Source organism: Flavobacterium sp. NKUCC04_CG (assembly GCF_019345525.1).
Taxonomy (GTDB): Bacteria; Bacteroidota; Bacteroidia; order Flavobacteriales; family Flavobacteriaceae; genus Flavobacterium.
This window is the reverse complement of the sequence record NZ_JAHKRA010000001.1, coordinates 351,349-368,635: the sequence shown is the minus strand read 5'-3', so window position 1 is coordinate 368,635 and position 17,287 is coordinate 351,349. Positions and strand designations below refer to the sequence as shown.

The window sequence follows — 17,287 nt, the reverse complement described above, 5'->3', positions numbered from 1 at the left end:
AATCTATAAACCGTATTTTCGAATGCGGTTTTTTATTACACTACAAAATGGTTGACTTCTTCTTTAATGCCTATAAAGACACATCTTGGACTCAGATAATATTAGAATTTGTCGTTTTTATATTCGGTATTTTGAGTGTTTGGTATGCGGGTAAAGAAAATATACGGGTATATCCAACAGGATTGATCGCTACGGTTATATCGGTCTATTTGTTGTTCTTAGCAGGTTATTTGGGCGAGGTGGTTTTAAATGCTTATTATTCCGTGATGAGTTTATACGGTTGGTATAATTGGAGTAAAGTAGACGTTAACAAACAAACCCTAAAGATAACGCGAACCAATACTAGAGAGAAGAAAATTGGGGTGTTGATATTTTTGGTTACTATAGCGGTTGTTTATGGGGTATATCGCATTTTCGACTACGATATTCATCCAGAAAATTATATCGATATGTTGACGTCTGGAATTTTCTTTACCGGCATGTATTTTATGGCCTTAAAAAAGATTGAGAACTGGACTTTATGGATTATTGGAGATATTATTTCCATACCGTTATATGCATATAGAGGCTTGGGAATATTATCGGTTCAATTTATTATTTTTACGGCCTTAGCCATTAAAGCTTATTTGGAATGGCGGACCATATTAGAAGGGGAGAAATTAAATAAAAGTAACAGTGAATAAAGAAAAATTACTGTCGGAATTGCAGTTTAAAGCCATTCGAAGTGGTGGAGCTGGAGGACAGCATGTAAATAAAGTATCCTCTAAGGTAGTGTTGACGTGGGAGTTGTCCAAGACATTAGCGTTTTCAGAAGAACAAATAGAACGTTTGGAAGTGGCGTTGCGCAATCGGTTGTCAAAAGAGGCTGTGTTGCAGTTGGAATGCGATGCTACTCGGAGTCAGATTCGCAATAAGGACGGAGCAATAGCCCGATTCTTTTCTATATTAGAAACGGCTTTAATCAGGGAAAAACCACGAAGAGCAACTAGAGTATCACGGAGCGTAATTAAAAAACGCAAAGACAACAAACAACAGTTGTCGCTAAAAAAGGCTATGCGTAGAAGGCCCGATTTAGATTAGAATAAAAAACAGTATCGAAAAAAAATACTTGTAAGTATCGAACTATTTAGAAATTCTTTCTAGTAAAAAAAACTTGTATTTTGAAGAATAACCAATACTTTTGCAACGTCTCAAAGGGGTGCCGAAAAAGGCTGAGATTATACCCATAGAACCTGGACGGGTAATGCTGTCAAGGGAAAAAGAGTTTGACGTACTGTTGAGCTCGCGGAATACCATGTGTAATTATTAATAATAAATAATTGCCCCTTTTATTTGTAAAAAACTTTTTTACGAATGAAAAAAACTTTTTTTTACCCATCTTTTGCTCTCGCATTATTGACGTCGATTTCAGGAATGGCGCAAGAGAGTATAGCGGTAGACTCTACTAAAGTAACCGCTTTAGATGAAATTTTAGTGGCGTCGATTCGCGTGGACGACAAAACTCCCATCGCTTATAGTAATTTAAGTAAAGAAGCGCTAGCCAAGAGAAACCTTGGACAGGACATTCCTGCTATGATGAATTTTATGCCGTCGGTAGTGATGACTACAGATGCTGGGAATGGTGTCGGGTATTCGAGCATTCGTGTCCGGGGTAGCGATGCTACTCGGGTCAATGTAACCTTAAACGGAATTCCTTATAACGACGGAGAGTCTCAAGGTAGTTTTTGGGTTAATATGCCCGATTTTACTTCATCCATTCAGAACCTTCAGTTGCAACGCGGTGTTGGAACTTCCACCAATGGATCTGCTGCTTTTGGAGCCAGTTTAAACTTGCTTACGGATTCTTATTCGTATAAAAGTACTGGGGAGATATCCAATTCTTTTGGGAGTTATAATACCAGAAAACACACAGTGAAATTCAGTACAGGATTGATGAATAATCATTTTGAATTAGCTGGACGTCTGTCGAACATACATTCGGATGGCTATATCGATAGGGCTTCATCGGACTTGAAATCTTATTTCTTACAAGGAACTTTTTTGGGTAAGACTACTTTGATTAAGGCATTGGCGTTTGGAGGAGATCAAAAAACTTATCAAGCTTGGAATGGACTAGAAGACCCCGACAAACTCGAAAACAATCGTCGATTTAATACTTCTGGAGTGTATTACGACAATGCGGGTGTCATGAAGTTTTACGATAATGAAACCGATAACTACAAACAAGATCATTTTCAATTGCATTGGAACGAGCGATGGTCCGAAAAATGGACGAGCAATGCGGCTCTTCATTATACCATGGGGAAGGGCTATTATGAGAACTATAAAGTCAACGGCAAGTTTGCGGAATACGGATTTAGTCCGATTATGGTCGATGGAAAGGAGATTAAAAAAACAGATATCGTACGTCAGAAATGGTTAGAAAATGATTTTTATGGCTTTACTTTTTCGGTAAATTATAAACAGGAAAACCTAGATGTTATTGTTGGTGGAGCAGCAAATAGATATGAAGGCAATCACTTCGGAACGATACTATGGGTTAAGCAACCGGTAAAATATGATTACAATCAAAAATATTACGACGACGACGCGGTTAAAACCGATATGAATGCCTATGTTAAGGCGACCTATCAATTTGCTCCAAAATGGAGCCTATATGGTGACTTACAATTTCGAAAGGTACAATATAAAGCCGATGGGTTAGAAACGGGCAAGGTCAACGATACTTTTGATTTTTTTAATCCAAAAGCGGGAATAACATTTCAAGCCAATAATGAAAATCAATTGTATTTTTCTTATGCTCGTGCCCATAGAGAACCCAGTAGAAACGACTATAAAGATGGGAGCCCAAAGCCGGAAAAGCTAAACGATTTTGAATTGGGATGGAGGTATCATTCAGAAGCGGCTTCGGTAAATGTTAATGCTTATTATATGCGCTATAAGGATCAATTGGTCTTGACAGGAGCCTTAAATGATGTTGGCGCTGCAATTCGTGAAAACAGTGGTGACAGCTACCGTCTGGGATTGGAAATTGACGCAACAGTGCGCCTACACCAAAAAGTGTATTGGAATCCAAGCGTTACTATAAGTGACAATAAAAATATCGATTTCCATACAGAATGGGATGGCGGATTAGTCAATTTAGGAAATACGGATATCGCGTTTTCGCCGAGTTTTATTGCGGGAAACATCTTGACCTATGTACCTATTAAAGGCATGCATATTTCGTGGTTAACCAAATTTGTCGGGGAACAGTATATGGGTAATGTCGATAGTAAAAAATCAAAGTTGGATTCGTACTTTGTCAACGACATCAGTATGAATTACGAATTTCCTATGAAGGGATGGTTTCAATCTATCGGTTTATCTGTTTTGGCCAATAATATTTTTGATGTTAAATACCTGTCGAATGGGTATTATTATTCTTACGATGAAGAAACAAACGCTGGGTTGAGCACCGTGGAGGGAGCGGGATATTTTCCGCAAGCGACCTTTAATGTTTTAGCAGGCTTGACCCTTAAATTCTAAGCTTATCAATTCGTAATTAGTGACTGCGAAGCCTTGAGAATGTTAGCTTGTAAGGCAGTCACTAGTTTCGAATTTGGAATCGTTAATTATACACTCTTAACACATCGCCCATAATATCAATACGGTATTGTTTAAGTGGGTAAGCCGCTCCTTCGGATAAACCGGTAAACAACAAATATTTTAAACCGTCGCAAGGACACTCTGCAGAAACTCCTATGAGTTCCATAGTCGAACAATCTTTTAGTTCGTGATTGGGACAAGCAACATCATAGGCCATATAGCCGCTTCCCGAATTGAAAATAATTAAACCCCGAGCACCGAGTGCTTCTCCAAAAACGCGAACAGCAGTCGATGGATGCCTTAAGTTGCTATACTGAGGAAGGTTTAAATTTATGTTGAGGGAAATCGGGTAGTCGGGTAAATAGGGATTGCGATTACTAGAACTATCTTTGGAACAGCCTAAAAATGAAATAGTAATAATAAACAATAGAAAAAGCTTTTTCATGATTAAAGAATTTGGAAAACAAATTTAATTATTTAACTTTGACAAAAATGATACAGTTAGTAAATAATTAAAAATAGCGATTAAATAATATCTTCATAGAAAGAAATCCCGTTTCAATGGGATTTTTTCTATTTTATAAACCATGTAAATTATGAGTAAAATTTCGTATTATACTGCTGAGGGTTTGAAAAAACTAAGAGATGAGATTGAGCAGTTAAAGAGTGTGGAGCGTCCAAAAGCGTCGCAAGCAATTGCGGATGCCAGAGACAAAGGAGATTTATCGGAGAATGCAGAGTATGATGCAGCTAAGGAAGCGCAAGGTTTGTTAGAACTTAAAATTTCTAAATTAGAAGAGGTCAATGCTAATGCACGCCTTATTGATGAATCACAATTAGATGTTAGCAAGGCTTTAGTCCTTTCAACCGTAAAGATTAAAAATCAACTCAACGGTATGGAAATGACTTATACTTTAGTAGCGGAAAGTGAAGCAGATTTGAAAGCTGGAAAAATTTCCGTAACTTCTCCTATTGGAAGAGGTTTATTAGGAAAAACAGTTGGAGAAATTGCTGAGATTCAAGTTCCTAATGGAATTATGAAGTTTGAAGTACTAGAAATCAGTAGAGATTAATTTAGAAAATTCAAGAGAACTATGTCTATATTCACCAAAATCATTAACGGAGAAATACCGGCTTATAAAGTTGCAGAAGATGATCGTTTTTTAGCATTTTTGGATATAAATCCAAATGCAAAAGGACATACGCTTTGTATTCCCAAACAAGAAGTCAATAAGATTTTTGATATGGACGAAGAAGCCTATCTTGAATTGATGAAATTTTCTCGAAAAGTAGCCAAAGCTTTAGAGCTTACCGTTCCTTGTAAACGTATTGGAATGGCTGTAGTAGGACTAGAAGTTCCTCACGTACATGTTCATTTGATTCCATTACAAGACATGGACGATATGCGCTTTGTGAAAAAAACATCTTTATCGGAAACAGAATTTGATGCCTTAGCCAAGGCTATTCAGCAGCATATAAATTAGAGATTGAACAAATCAATTTCATAGAACCGCAAATAGTTGAGAATTATTTGCGGTTTTTATTTTTTATAGACAATGCAAATTGTGGTGCCTTTACCCAATTCGGAATGCGTTACCTTGATGGATCCGTTATGATAGGTTTCTACTATGCGTTTCGTTAATGATAGCCCAAGTCCCCAACCTCTTTTTTTGGTGGTATAACCCGGTTCAAAAATGCGTTTAAATTGATTTTTCGCGATTCCTTTACCGGTATCTTTAATTTGAATTCGAATCCCTTTATCGTTATCATCAATGATGATGTCAATAGCACCTTTCCCCTTCATGGCATCAATAGCATTTTTGATTAAGTTTTCTATAGTCCAACTGTGCAGTATCGAATTCATAGGTATCATCAGTGCATACGAAGGAGCTTTAAAAGAGAACATGATTTGTTTGGAAACTCGAGAACGCAGGTAATCAAAAGCCATTTGTGTTTCTGTTACCACGTCGCAAAGCTCTAAAACGGGTTTGGATCCAATTTTCGAAAATCGTTCTGCGATGGTTTGCAAGCGGTGTACGTCTTTTTCAATTTCAACTACGGTCTCTTCGTTTACTTCATCCAATCTCATAATCTCTACCCAGCCTAATAAAGAGGAAAGGGGAGTGCCGATTTGATGAGCAGTTTCTTTGGCCATTCCTGCCCATAATCGATTTTGAGTGGCCATCTTACTGGCGCGATAAAAACTAAAAATCATAGCCGTAAAAAATATAAATATCAAGATTAGGGCACCTGGATAATATTTTAATTTGGTAAGTAAGGATGAATTTCCGTAATATAAATACTGTTTGGTTTTGTCGAATTCAATGACTATGGGCGCATTCTGAGACTTGAGTTTATTAAAAAAGACAGCAGTTTTTTTAGGGTCTCTGGCAATTTGTTCTTCCACATTCACCATGTTAATGATGCTGTCCTTGTCTGTGGTTTGTATAATCGGAATGGTGTTGTTGGTGTTTAGAATTTGTAAGGGCAAGGCTAAATCGGTATCGTTTAGGTCGGCCTTGTTTAGCGTTTGTGAGGCTGTGGCCCAAATCTCCATTTTCAAGCGCTCTTCGTTCTTAAAAGTCTGAAAAAACGTAAAGGTGTTCCAAAGTATTAAAACCAAAGTACCAAAAGCCGTTAAGATAATAAGCCAGCGCCAAGTATTGTTTTTGCTTGTAAAAAACATAAAAATCAATTTGACTTTAAAAGTAATAAAAAATTAGCGGCTTCCTTCAGTAAACTTTTTAATTGCATACGAAAACTTATGCTTATCAATGGGATTATGGATCATTTTTGTTATTTTTACCTTTTATAAAACTTAAGTAAATAAAGCATTTTTCATGAAAACCATAGATCCTAAAGATATTACAACAGTTCAATTGCAAGCGTATATGCAAACGGCAATTGGTCCGAGACCTATTGCTTTAGCAAGTACTATTGATGCCGATGGAAATCCCAATCTATCGCCATTTAGCTTTTTTAATATGTTTAGTGCAAATCCGCCTATTTTGATTTTTTCACCTTCAAGACGGGTACGCGATAATACGTTAAAACACACTTTGTTTAACGTTCAAGCGACGATGCAGGTGGTGATTAATGTGGTGAATTACGAGATGGTACAACAGACTTCTTTGAGCAGTACGGAATATCAAGATGGCGTAAATGAATTCGATAAGGCTGGATTTACGATGTTAAAATCGGATATAGTAAAGCCGTTTAGAGTAGCGGAAAGCCCGGTGCAATTCGAATGTATTGTCAAGGAAGTTATTGGTTTGGGCGATCAGGGAGGAGCTGGAAACCTAGTGATTTGCGAAGTGGTTAAAATGCACATCAACGAAGCGGTTTTAAACGAACAGGGAGCGATTGAGCAGCATAAGATGGATTTGGTAGCCCGTATGGGTGGAAACTGGTACACCCGCGCTAATGCAGGCATGTTTGAAGTAGAAAAACCGTTGACAACTTTAGGTGTTGGTGTGGATGCTATTCCTGAAGCAGTTAAAAAAAATCCTATCTTTAGCGGTAATGATTTAGGAATACTCGGAAATGTGGAGCAATTGCCTACTATGGAGGAGGTGCAAAGTTTCGTTTCCGAAAATCCGGAACTGCAACAGCTATTGCTAGAAGACGATCAAAACAAGAAATTGGAAAAAGCAAAAGAATATTTAATTGAAAATAATGTAACTTTGGCGTGGCAAACCATTTTAGCTCAAAAATAGTTTTCCACAAATCAATATAACGCGATAAAATTTAATACGATGGAAGTTTTAGGAAGAATTAAAGTAATCAACCAACCACAGCAAGTGAGTCAGTCTTTTAAAAAAAGAGAGTTGGTAGTAACAACAGACGAACAATATCCACAACATATTATGATTGAGTTTACTCAAGATCGTTGTGATTTATTAAATGCATTCCAAGTAGGAGAACCCGTAAAAGTATCGATTAATTTAAGAGGTAGAGAGTGGGTTAACCCACAGGGAGAAACCAAATATTTCAACTCAATCCAAGGATGGAGAATTGAAAAGGCTGTTGCAGAGCAACCGGCTGGGATGGCAACACCTCCTTCTATGCCTTCAGAGCAATTTGAATCGGCTCCGAAATTTAACGAAGAAGAACACGACGATTTACCGTTCTAAAAATAAAAAGTGGCTATCTCAAAAGGATGGCCACTGGTTTTTATACTAGTTGTTTGTTGAGATGTATGTAGTTAATAAGAATCTTTTTTTTCCCGAAGTCACACAAACTCATGAGTCGGGAATTTTGGCCTTGGGGGGAGATTTATCAACCGAACGCCTGTTGTTGGCGTACCGATCGGGAATCTTTCCGTGGTTTGAAGATGGGGAGCCCATTACTTGGTGGGCACCTGATCCGCGAATGGTGCTGTTTTTAGACGAACTCAAAGTGTCTAAAAGTATGCGTAACATTCTCAACCGAAACGAATTCAAGGTAAGCTTTAACCGCGAATTTCGTCAAGTGATTAATCATTGTCAAATGGTCAAAAGACAAGGTCAAAACGGCACTTGGATTACCGACGACATGATTGAAGCCTATTGCGAATTACACAAACAAAACCGGGCCCAATCGGTTGAAGTTTGGCAAGACGACCAATTAGTTGGTGGGTTGTATGGAGTTGACTTAGGTCATATCTTTTGTGGTGAAAGCATGTTTTCTCTCGTTTCTAATGCCAGTAAAGTGGCTTTTATCGCATTGGTACAGCACTTACAGCTGCACCAATACCAACTTCTCGATTGTCAGGTCTATAACGACCATTTAGACAGTCTCGGTGCGCGCGAAATTCCGCGAACGCAATTCATGCAGATACTTAAGAATACAAAGCTTTTCTAGGTAAATCCCGGTAAGGCTGAATTATATTCTTGTTTTCTTGTTGTTCAAACGACTAGAGGAAAAGTGTTAACCGTGTCATTTTAATTGTACAGGCAAGTTATGCGGTGTTTTTTTATTAAAACAATCATTATATTTATTTTTCGGTCATAAAGTATCTAAAAATTTAATAAATATGTTGTATTTTTTAGACACCTTAATATTTAAATACTTGTTTTTAAAACTTCCATTACTATAGTAATCACTTGATTATTAAAAGGTTGTATTTTTTGTAAAACAGTTAAAACCGCTGTATTTCTTGTTTATTTATTAGGAGAAAATTATTTTTAATTTATCAATTTTTAAAAACTTTGAAATGATGAAAAATCTATTTTTATTTTTTAGTTTGGTTTTTATGGCTGTAGGATGCAGCTCAGATAAAAACGATGAGGTGTTAATAGACGATGGAAAGAACGCATACGAGCGTATTGCGTTAAAGTACATGGAAGGAATTGACGACGAATCCGGAAAAATTAGTAGTTCTTGGGGATGGTGGAAAAGGGTGTTAGGTAAAGATGCTGCTGGAGCGGGAGTCTATTTATCCAATAATACGAAAAATGCTAATTGGGTTGGAGGTTTGGTTTCTGCTGCTGTCGCTTCAGTGTCAGAAATGTTTAGTTTGCAGACTGCTAATTCATATCCTTTTAGAGATGAACTACTTGATAAAGTAGCGTCGCTTCGGGAGGTTTCGAATTCGAGTAACCATTTGGATATTTATGGGTTTAACCATTATGTGGTAGTGAACGAGGTGTTAAAGGATGAAGGTTTAGCCTCGGTTGACTTGGTGAAATTAAATGAAGTTGTTTATGATATTACTTTTTCAGAAGTAAGTAATTTAGGCTTAAATCCTCCTTTTGAGAAAGAAGCTGTTTTAGGATTTATAAATCGACTTCAGGTATTTGAGAACCTTGGAAGTGATCAATTTTATGAAACCATGTATGAATTTGATAATGTGGAAGAGGCTAATCATTTTAAAATGATTTCGAATAGTTATAAAGGAGTTTTTAATGCGGATATTCCCGCGAACCAGTTTGCTGCGTACTCTATTGAGATTGAACATGCTGTGTCAAAAGATGCTCAATTATCGCAACAGACTAAAGATGTCCTATTGTTTGAAATGGCCACCTACAGATATGGTTATAAATATTATTCAACACTATTTGAATAGGTTTGACTTGTAATTATTAACTGATGAGGCTACTGAAGTAGCCTCATTTTAAATATGGTGTTGTATGAGATTTTTTTATTTTTGGTTATTTTTGGGACCTATTATTTTATATGGTCAAGAGGAGTCTGAAGGTCGTGTTTTAGATGATATTGTTATTTCTGTTGACAGTCAGAAAGACAAGAAGGAATTGACAGCAATCTTAAAAAACAGTTATAAGTTGTACGATGCCGATAATTTTTATGAATACGATACTTTTAGCTCAGAAAACAATAGTGCTGGACGCTTGTTAGAGTCGGACAAAGGTTTTTTTAAAAAGAACTCCTTTTATAATATGGTGTTGCTGGTATCGGAGGCAGAGGCGGAATACGATATAAGTGATTCGGTTCCTTTTGTCAGTTTGATGAAGTACCATTATTTTATGTTTAGCAGTAAAAGTAATTTTAAGTTGCTTTTGAAGGCAATAGACCGACACAAGGTTCACAGGGTAGATGAGTTTTTTTATTTATATGATGACGATTGGAATTACAAAGTTGTTTTTGAGGTCGATTTAGAAAATCGGGTATTGACTAGGTTTGTCAATAACGGAGTGAGTTTTAATGAGTTTGAAGTGGGCGACAACATTTTTTTTAAGAGAGACAGTCAACTTGTGGAAAGGGCGTTGAGTATATGTTATGAATACAACGGAAAGTTAGTCGAAAAGGAGGTTGTCGCTGAAGAGCTGTATGAATTTAAAAGCACAAAAAAGAAGGTGTTTAAAAATATAGACATCAAGAAGAATAACAATATAGCGATACAAACCACTCATACCATGTTTGAAAAAGTGCAGTTAGGAGCGAAATTGCAAATGAAATATAGAAAATTTTAATTTTAGGATCTGTTAAGCAGTCAGTGTCCCTTTTTACTAAAAGGGAGTGACTATTTTTATAAAAAAGCGGGTTTAGATTTCCGTGTTAATTGATTTTTTCTTCGTCAAAGCATCTACAACCACAGCAATGGCACCATCTCCGGTAACATTACAGGCAGTACCAAAACTATCCATAGCGATATATAGTGAAATCATTAAGGCCTGACTTTCATCGTTAAAGCCGAGCATTTTTGCAATGATACCGATGGCGGCCATAATGGCTCCTCCAGGTACGCCTGGCGCGGCTACCATAGCGATTCCCAGCATACAGATAAACCCAGCAAAAGCGCCAAATTCAATCGGTTGCCCTTGCAAAAGCATTAAAGCAATCGCACAAGCGACGATTTTTAAAGTACTTCCTGCCAAATGGATGTTTGCAGCTAAAGGGATGACAAAGCCAGCTATTTTTTCAGAAACACCATTTTTAAGGGTTTGTTGCAAAGTGATGGGAATAGTGGCGGCAGATGATTGGGTTCCCAATGCCGTAAAATATGCAGGCATCATGGTGATTAATAGTTTGAAGGGATTTTTTTTAGCGATGATACCGGCTATAGAAAATTGAATCAATAACAACAGTATGTGCAAGGCAAAAATGACTCCGATGATTTTTACAAAAACCTGTATGATAGAGAAAACCTGTCCGGTATAAGACATGTTTAAAAATATTCCAAAGATAAATACCGGAAGTAAGGGTATAATTACTTTGTTGATTACGCTAGTAATGATGATTAAAAAATCGTCAAAAGCATTTTCTAGGGTAGAATTGTTCAATTTTGAAATGCCTATACCGATGATAAAGGCAAGTACTAAAGCGCTCATCACATCCATAATAGGTGTGAATTCAATAGTGAAATAGGGTGCTAAATCTGAAATTTTATCAACGACATTTAATTGTTGTGTTTGAGTAGCGAGTAGTTCTGGGAAAATGTTGATACTCGCAAAATAGGTGGTGAATCCAGCGAAGAGTGTAGAGCCATAAGCTATGGCAACAGTCATAATCAAAAGGCCTCCAGCGCCCTTTCCTAATTTGCCAATTGCAGGCACAACAAGCCCCAGAATGATCAACGGGATGGTAAAGGATAGAAACGAGCTAAAAACAGCGTTAAAACTTGCGAAAACACGACCAATTGCTTCGGGTGTAAAAAGTCCAAAGACAATTCCTAAGGTAATCGCTATGATAATTTGGAACAATATGTTTTTGCTTAAGTTTTTCATGGAGTCGTTATTATAAGTTGTCAAAAATAGACTTTTTTATTGAATTCGCATACAGGCGGATTTGCAGATACGCAGATTTGCAGATTGCTTCGCTTGTTTGGCTTTCAGTCTCGGGTCACTGATGTGTATACACGCATATACACGAATAGACGAACAAAAAAAGCCCTTAATCGCGAGATTAAGGGCTTTAATATAGTAATAGATGCTATTGGATGGATTATCCTAAAGCAGCTCTTTTGAATCCAGTGATAACAAGACTAGGATCAACCGTTTTAATATAAGCAGCAACGCTCATAGAACCGTCTTTGATATAATCTTGGTTAACTAAAGTATTGTCTTTGTAGAAACGTTGGATTTTTCCTTTAGAAATGTTTTCCAACATCGCTTCTGGTTTTCCTTCAGCTCTCAATTGCTCTTTTGCAATTTCGATTTCTTTGTCAATGATAGCTTGATCAACACCAGCTTCGTTTAAAGCGATTGGGTTCATAGCAGCAGCTTGCATAGCTACGTTTCTTGCAGCTTCTTCAGCTCCTTCTACATTAGCAGAAAGGGAAACGATAGTAGCGATTTTATTTCCAGCGTGGATGTAAGATCCAACGAAAGTACCTTCTAATCTTTCGAATACAGTAATTTCAATTTTTTCTCCGATAACTCCTGTTTGCTCGATCAATTTGTCAGCAACAGTCATTCCACCAAAGTCAGAAGCCAAAAAGTCTTCTTTTGTATGGAAAGCCAAAGCGTGGTTAGCTAAATCTGTAGCCAACTTTACAAATCCTTCGTTTTTACCAACGAAATCAGTTTCACAACCTAAAGTGATAACAACACCCGCTGTTTTATCTGCATTTACAATAGCGATAGAAGCACCTTCAGTAGATTCTCTATCTGCTCTGTTTGCAGCAACTTTTTGTCCTTTTTTACGTAAGTTTTCAATTGCTAAATCGAAATCTCCGTCAGCTTCAACTAACGCTTTTTTACAGTCCATCATTCCGGCACCTGTAATTTGTCTCAGCTTGTTTACATCTGCAGCAGTAATATTTGCCATTTTAAAGTCTTGTGTTATGTGTTAATAAAAAAAGTCGTTATGGATAGTTGTCTACAAAAGTATACATCCATCAGCATAACGACTTTATGATACTGTTAAATTATTATTCTTCAGTAGAGTTAGCTACTTCTGGAGCTGGAGCCGCTACAACTGGTTGATCGTCTTTTTCTGTTTTTCTTTCAGAATGACCTTCAATGATTGCATTGGTTACTAAAGATAAAATTTTATCGATTGATTTAGAAGCATCATCATTTGCTGGGATTACATAATCAACTTGACGTGGGTCAGAGTTGGTGTCAACCATAGCGAAAATTGGAATGTTTAATTTCTGAGCTTCTTTAATTGCGATGTGTTCAGCTTTGATATCTACAACGAAAAGAGCAGCTGGTAGACGAGTCATGTCAGCAATTGAACCTAAGTTTTTCTCTAATTTCGCACGTAAACGGTCAACTTGTAAGCGCTCTTTCTTAGAAAGAGTTAAGAATGTACCGTCTTTCTTCATTCTATCGATAGAAGCCATTTTCTTAACAGCTTTACGGATAGTAACAAAGTTAGTCAACATACCACCTGGCCATCTTTCAGTGATGTAAGGCATGTTTGCTGCAGCTGCTTTCTCAGCTACGATGTCTTTTGCTTGTTTTTTGGTAGCTACGAATAGTATTTTTCTACCTGATGCTACAATCTTTTTCAAAGCTTCATTAGCTTCTTCGATTTTTGCAGCTGTTTTATATAGATTGATAATGTGAATACCATTACGCTCCATATAGATGTAAGGAGCCATGTTTGGGTCCCACTTTCTAGTCATGTGTCCAAAATGAACACCTGCCTCTAGTAATTCTTTAACTTCTACTTTGTTTGCCATTTTGTAATAGTTTACGTTCTTGTGTATTAGCAATGATTCGGTAGCGATTGTCTCGGTCTGAACCATTTAGATGCTAAACTAATTCCTACCGCAGCAGGAGAGCAACAAAAACTTAGATTTTTTAATAATAAATAAAAATTAACGTTTAGAGAACTGGAATTTCTTACGCGCTTTCTTCTGACCGAATTTCTTACGTTCAACCATTCTTGGATCACGAGTCAATAAACCTTCTGGTTTCAAGATAGATCTGTTTTCTACATCAACTTCACACATTGCTCTTGCAATTGCCATACGTACAGCTTCTGCTTGACCAGTAGTTCCTCCTCCGTAAACATTAACTTTTACGTCAAAGTTCTCTGCATTATCTGTCAAAGACATCGGTTGCATTACTTTGTATTGTAAAGTAGCTGTTGGAAAGTAAGTTGCAAATTCTTTTTTGTTTACCGTGATTTTTCCTGTTCCTTCTGAAACATATACACGAGCAACAGCGGTTTTTCTTCTACCGATTTTGTGAATAACTCCCATTACTTAAGATCGTTTAAATTAACGGTTTTAGGTTGTTGCGCATCGTGTTTATGTGCAGTACCTACATTTACGTTTAAATTACGGAATAATTGTGCTCCTAATTTGTTCTTAGGCAACATTCCTTTGATTGCTTTTTCAACCAATAATGCAGGATTCTTTTGTTGCATTACTTTAGCTGTCAATACTCTTTGTCCTCCTGGGTAACCCGTGTGACGGATGTATTGTTTTTCTTCCAATTTGTTTCCAGTCAAATTGATTTTTTCTGCATTGATAACGATCACGTTATCTCCACAGTCCACGTGTGGTGTAAAACTTGGCTTGTATTTACCTCTCAATAGCATAGCTACTTTTGAAGCAAAACGACCTAAGTTGTGACCTTCAGCATCTACAATGATCCACTCTTTTTGAGTAGTAGCTTTGTTTGCTGATACTGTCTTGTAGCTTAAATTGTTCACAAATAAATTATTTTAATTAAACATTCCATTCCCAATAAAGGGAGTGCAAAAGTACAACTATTTATTTATTATACAATACAACTGTTTATTTTTTGGATCGATATTGATCAGTTTATTGAAAATGAAACTATTAATCGGGTTCTTGAAGTGGAATCTGTATAAATTTTCTTTCTGACTTTTGAATTTATTTGCGGTTTCAATTGTTGTGGAATGGGGAACTCTAAAGTAATCTCATGTTTTTTGAAGTGTTACTTAGGAGGTATGGGTATTCTATAAGTAGTTCATAACTGAGGTGGTGTTAATTTGTTGTGTCGTTTTAAAATATTTTAGATAATCAATTATTGTTCAACATCTAAATACTTTAAATTTTGCATACACAGCAATTGGGTTAAAGTTGTTTTTTTAACATTTATTCTTGGTTGTTTCATTTATTTTTATGATTATTAACATATTAAAATTTTTGTTATGAAATATTTTATTTTTATTAGTTTGATTTCCTTGGTGTTGGCTTCCTGTGATACTGACCATACCATAGATAGTGAGGCCGTTGAGAATCGAATAATACTGCAAGAACCCCCTGTGACGTAATTTACGGAGTTGCAAGCGTATTATGATCGCGGAGGAGATAAATTTGGTTGTGAGGGAAACAATGGTAATTGTTTGCCAACCATAATTATTACAGTACCAGCATATCAAAGCGCTATAGACCGCTTGTTTGATGTAGTCTTACATCAAGACCAAAAATTCGTAAGAGAGTACATTCGAAGTGATAAAGAAAATTTGCTAAGGTTGTTAGATTTAAAAATGGTAGACGCTGTGCTTGATGGTCAGTTGTATTTAAGTGTTCGAAAAAACAGAGAAACACAGATTGATTATTTGTTTTTTAATTCAGCTAAAAGCGAGGAAATAGTTTTGGTATACCCTTTTAAAAAACAATTATTTTAATGTAGCGGCTGTCTGGTTTTTGCTAGACAGCCTTTTAAATATGGTTTTTTATGTATAAAACAGTAAGTGTTGTTTTTCTATTTATTTTGACGGTCAGTTGCGGAAAGTCTGAAGATAAATGGTTGCCATCTCGATCGGTGGTTTTTGATATTGGATTTGTGAACCAAGGAAAATTTAGTGGTATCCTATATGATAGCGAAAGTAAAGAGAACCTATTCTATTTTGCGGATCCTATTTCGGATAGAATTATAAAGTTTTATGACAATAGGGGTAATTTAAACGATTCAGTAAGTCTTGCCGCTGCTGTGGCAGAGATACAAGTAGTAGACGGTATCTCGGTTATATCCAAAGATTCGATAGTCTTGTTAAATAAACGTGCGAACCAGTTGCGGGTATTGGATAGGGCTGGGAATACTTGGTATCGCCTAGATTTAAATCAATTTTCTTTCGATACAGGTGCTATTTATCATTTTTCATCTTCCATTAGTGGAAATTTTGTTTTGGAAGGCAATAGTTTGTTGTTGCACCCGATATGGTATGGAAATCCGCAAGATATCAAAGAGGATAAGGTGCCGAGAGAAGGCTATGAAAGTGCGCAATATTATTACACTCATTTTGTCCACAGTCCTCATTTGATTAAAATTGAAGATGTTTTTTCTCCATCGCCTAAGGCGATTTATGGGTTGGATGATTTTTATTGGAATATGGAAAACAAAGTTGCAGCTTATATAGATGGGTGTTTTAGTACCTATAAGAATGGGAAGGTTTTTGTTTTTTCGTGCTTTTCTCCAAATTTGTTTTGTGTAAATCCAATAAATCTACAAATCATCGAAGAGATACGGATTGTCGAAGATGCTCAAGCGGTTGCATTGCCCGCTCCTTTGGCGCAAACTATCGATAGTGATGTTCTAAATTTCGAATTGCAACATAAAAGCATAGTTGGGGATTTTGGTTATAGTTCCAAAAATAAAAAATATATACTGATACAAACTATTGATATTTCTAAAAACAAGGAAAAGGGCTACCGTCCTTTTAAGGTTTCGGTATTGGATGAGAAATTTAAAATTGAAAAAGTAGTTGTTTTCGACGAAGGAAAATATTTGTGGTATAGTTCGTTTATTGCGGACGATGGAGTTTATATTTTAAAAAAGGTAGAAGATGAAAAAAGTAATTTTGGCATTAAAAAATACGACTTTTTTGAGCTATAAAGGTGTGATGATTTGCTTGCTCAGTTTCTTCTGGGGCTGTTCTGGTAGCGGCAATTCGGAATTTGAGCAATTGGCAGATTCTTTAAAACGGGAGTATGGTATTCAATTAGATAGTCAGATACAGCGAATATTGGTTTTGACAGAAGAAGATTGTCCAAGCTGTAATAGTTATTTCGCTAAAGCGGTGATTAAATATGTCGATGATCCTCATTCTATTATAATTGCAAATGCCAGTGGTTCAAGAGTAGATATTACTGCGTTAATTCAGGCAGAGAAGGCGGTTAACAATGTTTATGTTGCGAGAACGTATAATAAACAGAATTCATTTGTTAATAAAACCAAAGTGATATACTTAGAGCACAATAAGATTGATACGGTGGTCACTATTAATGCTCGGGAACTAGAGCGTCAATTTAAATATATTTTTGAGAATTGAATTGTTTTGCGGTTTTAATAAAAAAGTGCATTTCTACAAAGGCACTTTTTTATTAAATCAA

General features: G+C 36.4%; 20 protein-coding genes and 1 riboswitch. Of the genes, 13 read left to right on the top strand and 7 right to left on the bottom strand.

Annotated features, from left to right (window positions below; all coding sequences use genetic code 11):
* Positions 1 to 47: 47 nt before the first annotated feature.
* The 3 genes from pnuC to KO524_RS01535 all read left to right on the top strand — a co-directional run bounded on the left by pnuC (position 48) and on the right by KO524_RS01535 (position 3,528).
* A complete protein-coding gene (gene pnuC / locus KO524_RS01545; RefSeq protein WP_219288496.1) occupies positions 48 to 683 on the top strand; it encodes a nicotinamide riboside transporter PnuC in 636 nt (211 codons plus the stop codon).
* Entirely contained in the window at positions 676 to 1,080 is a 405-nt protein-coding gene (gene arfB, locus KO524_RS01540; RefSeq protein WP_219288493.1) for an alternative ribosome rescue aminoacyl-tRNA hydrolase ArfB, read from the top strand. The genes pnuC and arfB overlap by 8 nt, the downstream gene beginning before the upstream one ends.
* Before the next feature lie 104 nt (positions 1,081 to 1,184).
* A riboswitch (TPP riboswitch) is annotated at positions 1,185 to 1,274 on the top strand.
* 79 nt (positions 1,275 to 1,353) lie between these two features.
* On the top strand, positions 1,354 to 3,528 hold the full coding sequence (locus KO524_RS01535; protein WP_219288492.1) for a TonB-dependent receptor: 2,175 nt from the start codon (positions 1,354 to 1,356) through the stop codon (positions 3,526 to 3,528).
* Positions 3,529 to 3,610: 82 nt separating this feature from the next.
* Here the strand turns inward: KO524_RS01535 and KO524_RS01530 are convergent, their stop codons facing one another.
* Positions 3,611 to 4,033, bottom strand: a complete 423-nt coding sequence (locus KO524_RS01530) for a hypothetical protein (protein ID WP_219288490.1) — start codon at positions 4,031 to 4,033, stop codon at positions 3,611 to 3,613.
* Positions 4,034 to 4,184: 151 nt separating this feature from the next.
* Between KO524_RS01530 and greA the strand changes: the two genes are divergently transcribed.
* Positions 4,185 to 4,661, top strand: a complete 477-nt coding sequence (gene greA, locus KO524_RS01525) for a transcription elongation factor GreA (RefSeq protein ID WP_219288487.1) — start codon at positions 4,185 to 4,187, stop codon at positions 4,659 to 4,661.
* 21 nt (positions 4,662 to 4,682) lie between these two features.
* Positions 4,683 to 5,072 (top strand): HIT family protein, encoded by a 390-nt coding sequence (locus tag KO524_RS01520; protein ID WP_219288485.1) that lies wholly within the window; start codon positions 4,683 to 4,685, stop codon positions 5,070 to 5,072.
* Positions 5,073 to 5,128: 56 nt separating this feature from the next.
* Here the strand turns inward: KO524_RS01520 and KO524_RS01515 are convergent, their stop codons facing one another.
* A complete protein-coding gene (locus tag KO524_RS01515) occupies positions 5,129 to 6,274 on the bottom strand; it encodes a PAS domain-containing sensor histidine kinase (RefSeq protein ID WP_219288483.1) in 1,146 nt (381 codons plus the stop codon).
* A gap of 154 nt (positions 6,275 to 6,428) precedes the next feature.
* Here KO524_RS01515 and KO524_RS01510 point away from each other — a divergent pair, with 154 nt between their 5' ends.
* The 5 genes from KO524_RS01510 (at position 6,429) to KO524_RS01490 (ending at position 10,499) form a co-directional block, all read left to right on the top strand.
* Positions 6,429 to 7,304: a flavin reductase family protein gene (locus tag KO524_RS01510; RefSeq protein WP_219288477.1), complete on the top strand. Its 876-nt coding sequence runs from the start codon at positions 6,429 to 6,431 to the stop codon at positions 7,302 to 7,304.
* 39 nt (positions 7,305 to 7,343) lie between these two features.
* On the top strand, positions 7,344 to 7,721 hold the full coding sequence (locus tag KO524_RS01505) for a DUF3127 domain-containing protein (RefSeq protein ID WP_219288474.1): 378 nt from the start codon (positions 7,344 to 7,346) through the stop codon (positions 7,719 to 7,721).
* Between the two features lie 61 nt (positions 7,722 to 7,782).
* Positions 7,783 to 8,430 (top strand): leucyl/phenylalanyl-tRNA--protein transferase, encoded by a 648-nt coding sequence (aat, locus tag KO524_RS01500; protein WP_219288472.1) that lies wholly within the window; start codon positions 7,783 to 7,785, stop codon positions 8,428 to 8,430.
* Between the two features lie 352 nt (positions 8,431 to 8,782).
* Positions 8,783 to 9,634: a hypothetical protein gene (locus KO524_RS01495; protein WP_219288470.1), complete on the top strand. Its 852-nt coding sequence runs from the start codon at positions 8,783 to 8,785 to the stop codon at positions 9,632 to 9,634.
* A gap of 64 nt (positions 9,635 to 9,698) precedes the next feature.
* Complete coding sequence (locus tag KO524_RS01490; protein ID WP_219288468.1) at positions 9,699 to 10,499, top strand: hypothetical protein; 801 nt, start codon at positions 9,699 to 9,701, stop codon at positions 10,497 to 10,499.
* A 72-nt stretch (positions 10,500 to 10,571) separates the two neighbouring features.
* On the opposite strand, the gene KO524_RS01485 is transcribed toward KO524_RS01490, so the two are convergent.
* From KO524_RS01485 to rplM, 5 genes are all read right to left on the bottom strand, one after another.
* Complete coding sequence (locus KO524_RS01485; protein WP_219288466.1) at positions 10,572 to 11,753, bottom strand: dicarboxylate/amino acid:cation symporter; 1,182 nt, start codon at positions 11,751 to 11,753, stop codon at positions 10,572 to 10,574.
* A gap of 217 nt (positions 11,754 to 11,970) precedes the next feature.
* Positions 11,971 to 12,795 (bottom strand): translation elongation factor Ts, encoded by an 825-nt coding sequence (tsf, locus tag KO524_RS01480; protein WP_219288465.1) that lies wholly within the window; start codon positions 12,793 to 12,795, stop codon positions 11,971 to 11,973.
* A gap of 103 nt (positions 12,796 to 12,898) precedes the next feature.
* Positions 12,899 to 13,657: a 30S ribosomal protein S2 gene (gene rpsB, locus KO524_RS01475; protein ID WP_219288654.1), complete on the bottom strand. Its 759-nt coding sequence runs from the start codon at positions 13,655 to 13,657 to the stop codon at positions 12,899 to 12,901.
* A 138-nt stretch (positions 13,658 to 13,795) separates the two neighbouring features.
* Positions 13,796 to 14,182: a 30S ribosomal protein S9 gene (gene rpsI / locus KO524_RS01470; protein WP_219288463.1), complete on the bottom strand. Its 387-nt coding sequence runs from the start codon at positions 14,180 to 14,182 to the stop codon at positions 13,796 to 13,798.
* Positions 14,182 to 14,637, bottom strand: coding sequence for a 50S ribosomal protein L13 (rplM, locus tag KO524_RS01465; protein WP_219288461.1), 456 nt, complete (start codon positions 14,635 to 14,637; stop codon positions 14,182 to 14,184). The genes rpsI and rplM overlap by 1 nt, the downstream gene beginning before the upstream one ends.
* A gap of 597 nt (positions 14,638 to 15,234) precedes the next feature.
* On the opposite strand from rplM, the gene KO524_RS01460 reads away from it, so the two are divergent.
* The 3 genes from KO524_RS01460 to KO524_RS01450 are packed head-to-tail and all read left to right on the top strand — an operon-like array spanning position 15,235 to position 17,226.
* Positions 15,235 to 15,582: a hypothetical protein gene (locus KO524_RS01460; protein ID WP_219288459.1), complete on the top strand. Its 348-nt coding sequence runs from the start codon at positions 15,235 to 15,237 to the stop codon at positions 15,580 to 15,582.
* Positions 15,583 to 15,632: 50 nt separating this feature from the next.
* Positions 15,633 to 16,790, top strand: coding sequence for a hypothetical protein (locus KO524_RS01455; RefSeq protein WP_219288457.1), 1,158 nt, complete (start codon positions 15,633 to 15,635; stop codon positions 16,788 to 16,790).
* Positions 16,741 to 17,226, top strand: a complete 486-nt coding sequence (locus tag KO524_RS01450) for a hypothetical protein (RefSeq protein WP_219288455.1) — start codon at positions 16,741 to 16,743, stop codon at positions 17,224 to 17,226. The genes KO524_RS01455 and KO524_RS01450 overlap by 50 nt, the downstream gene beginning before the upstream one ends.
* Positions 17,227 to 17,287 lie beyond the last annotated feature (61 nt).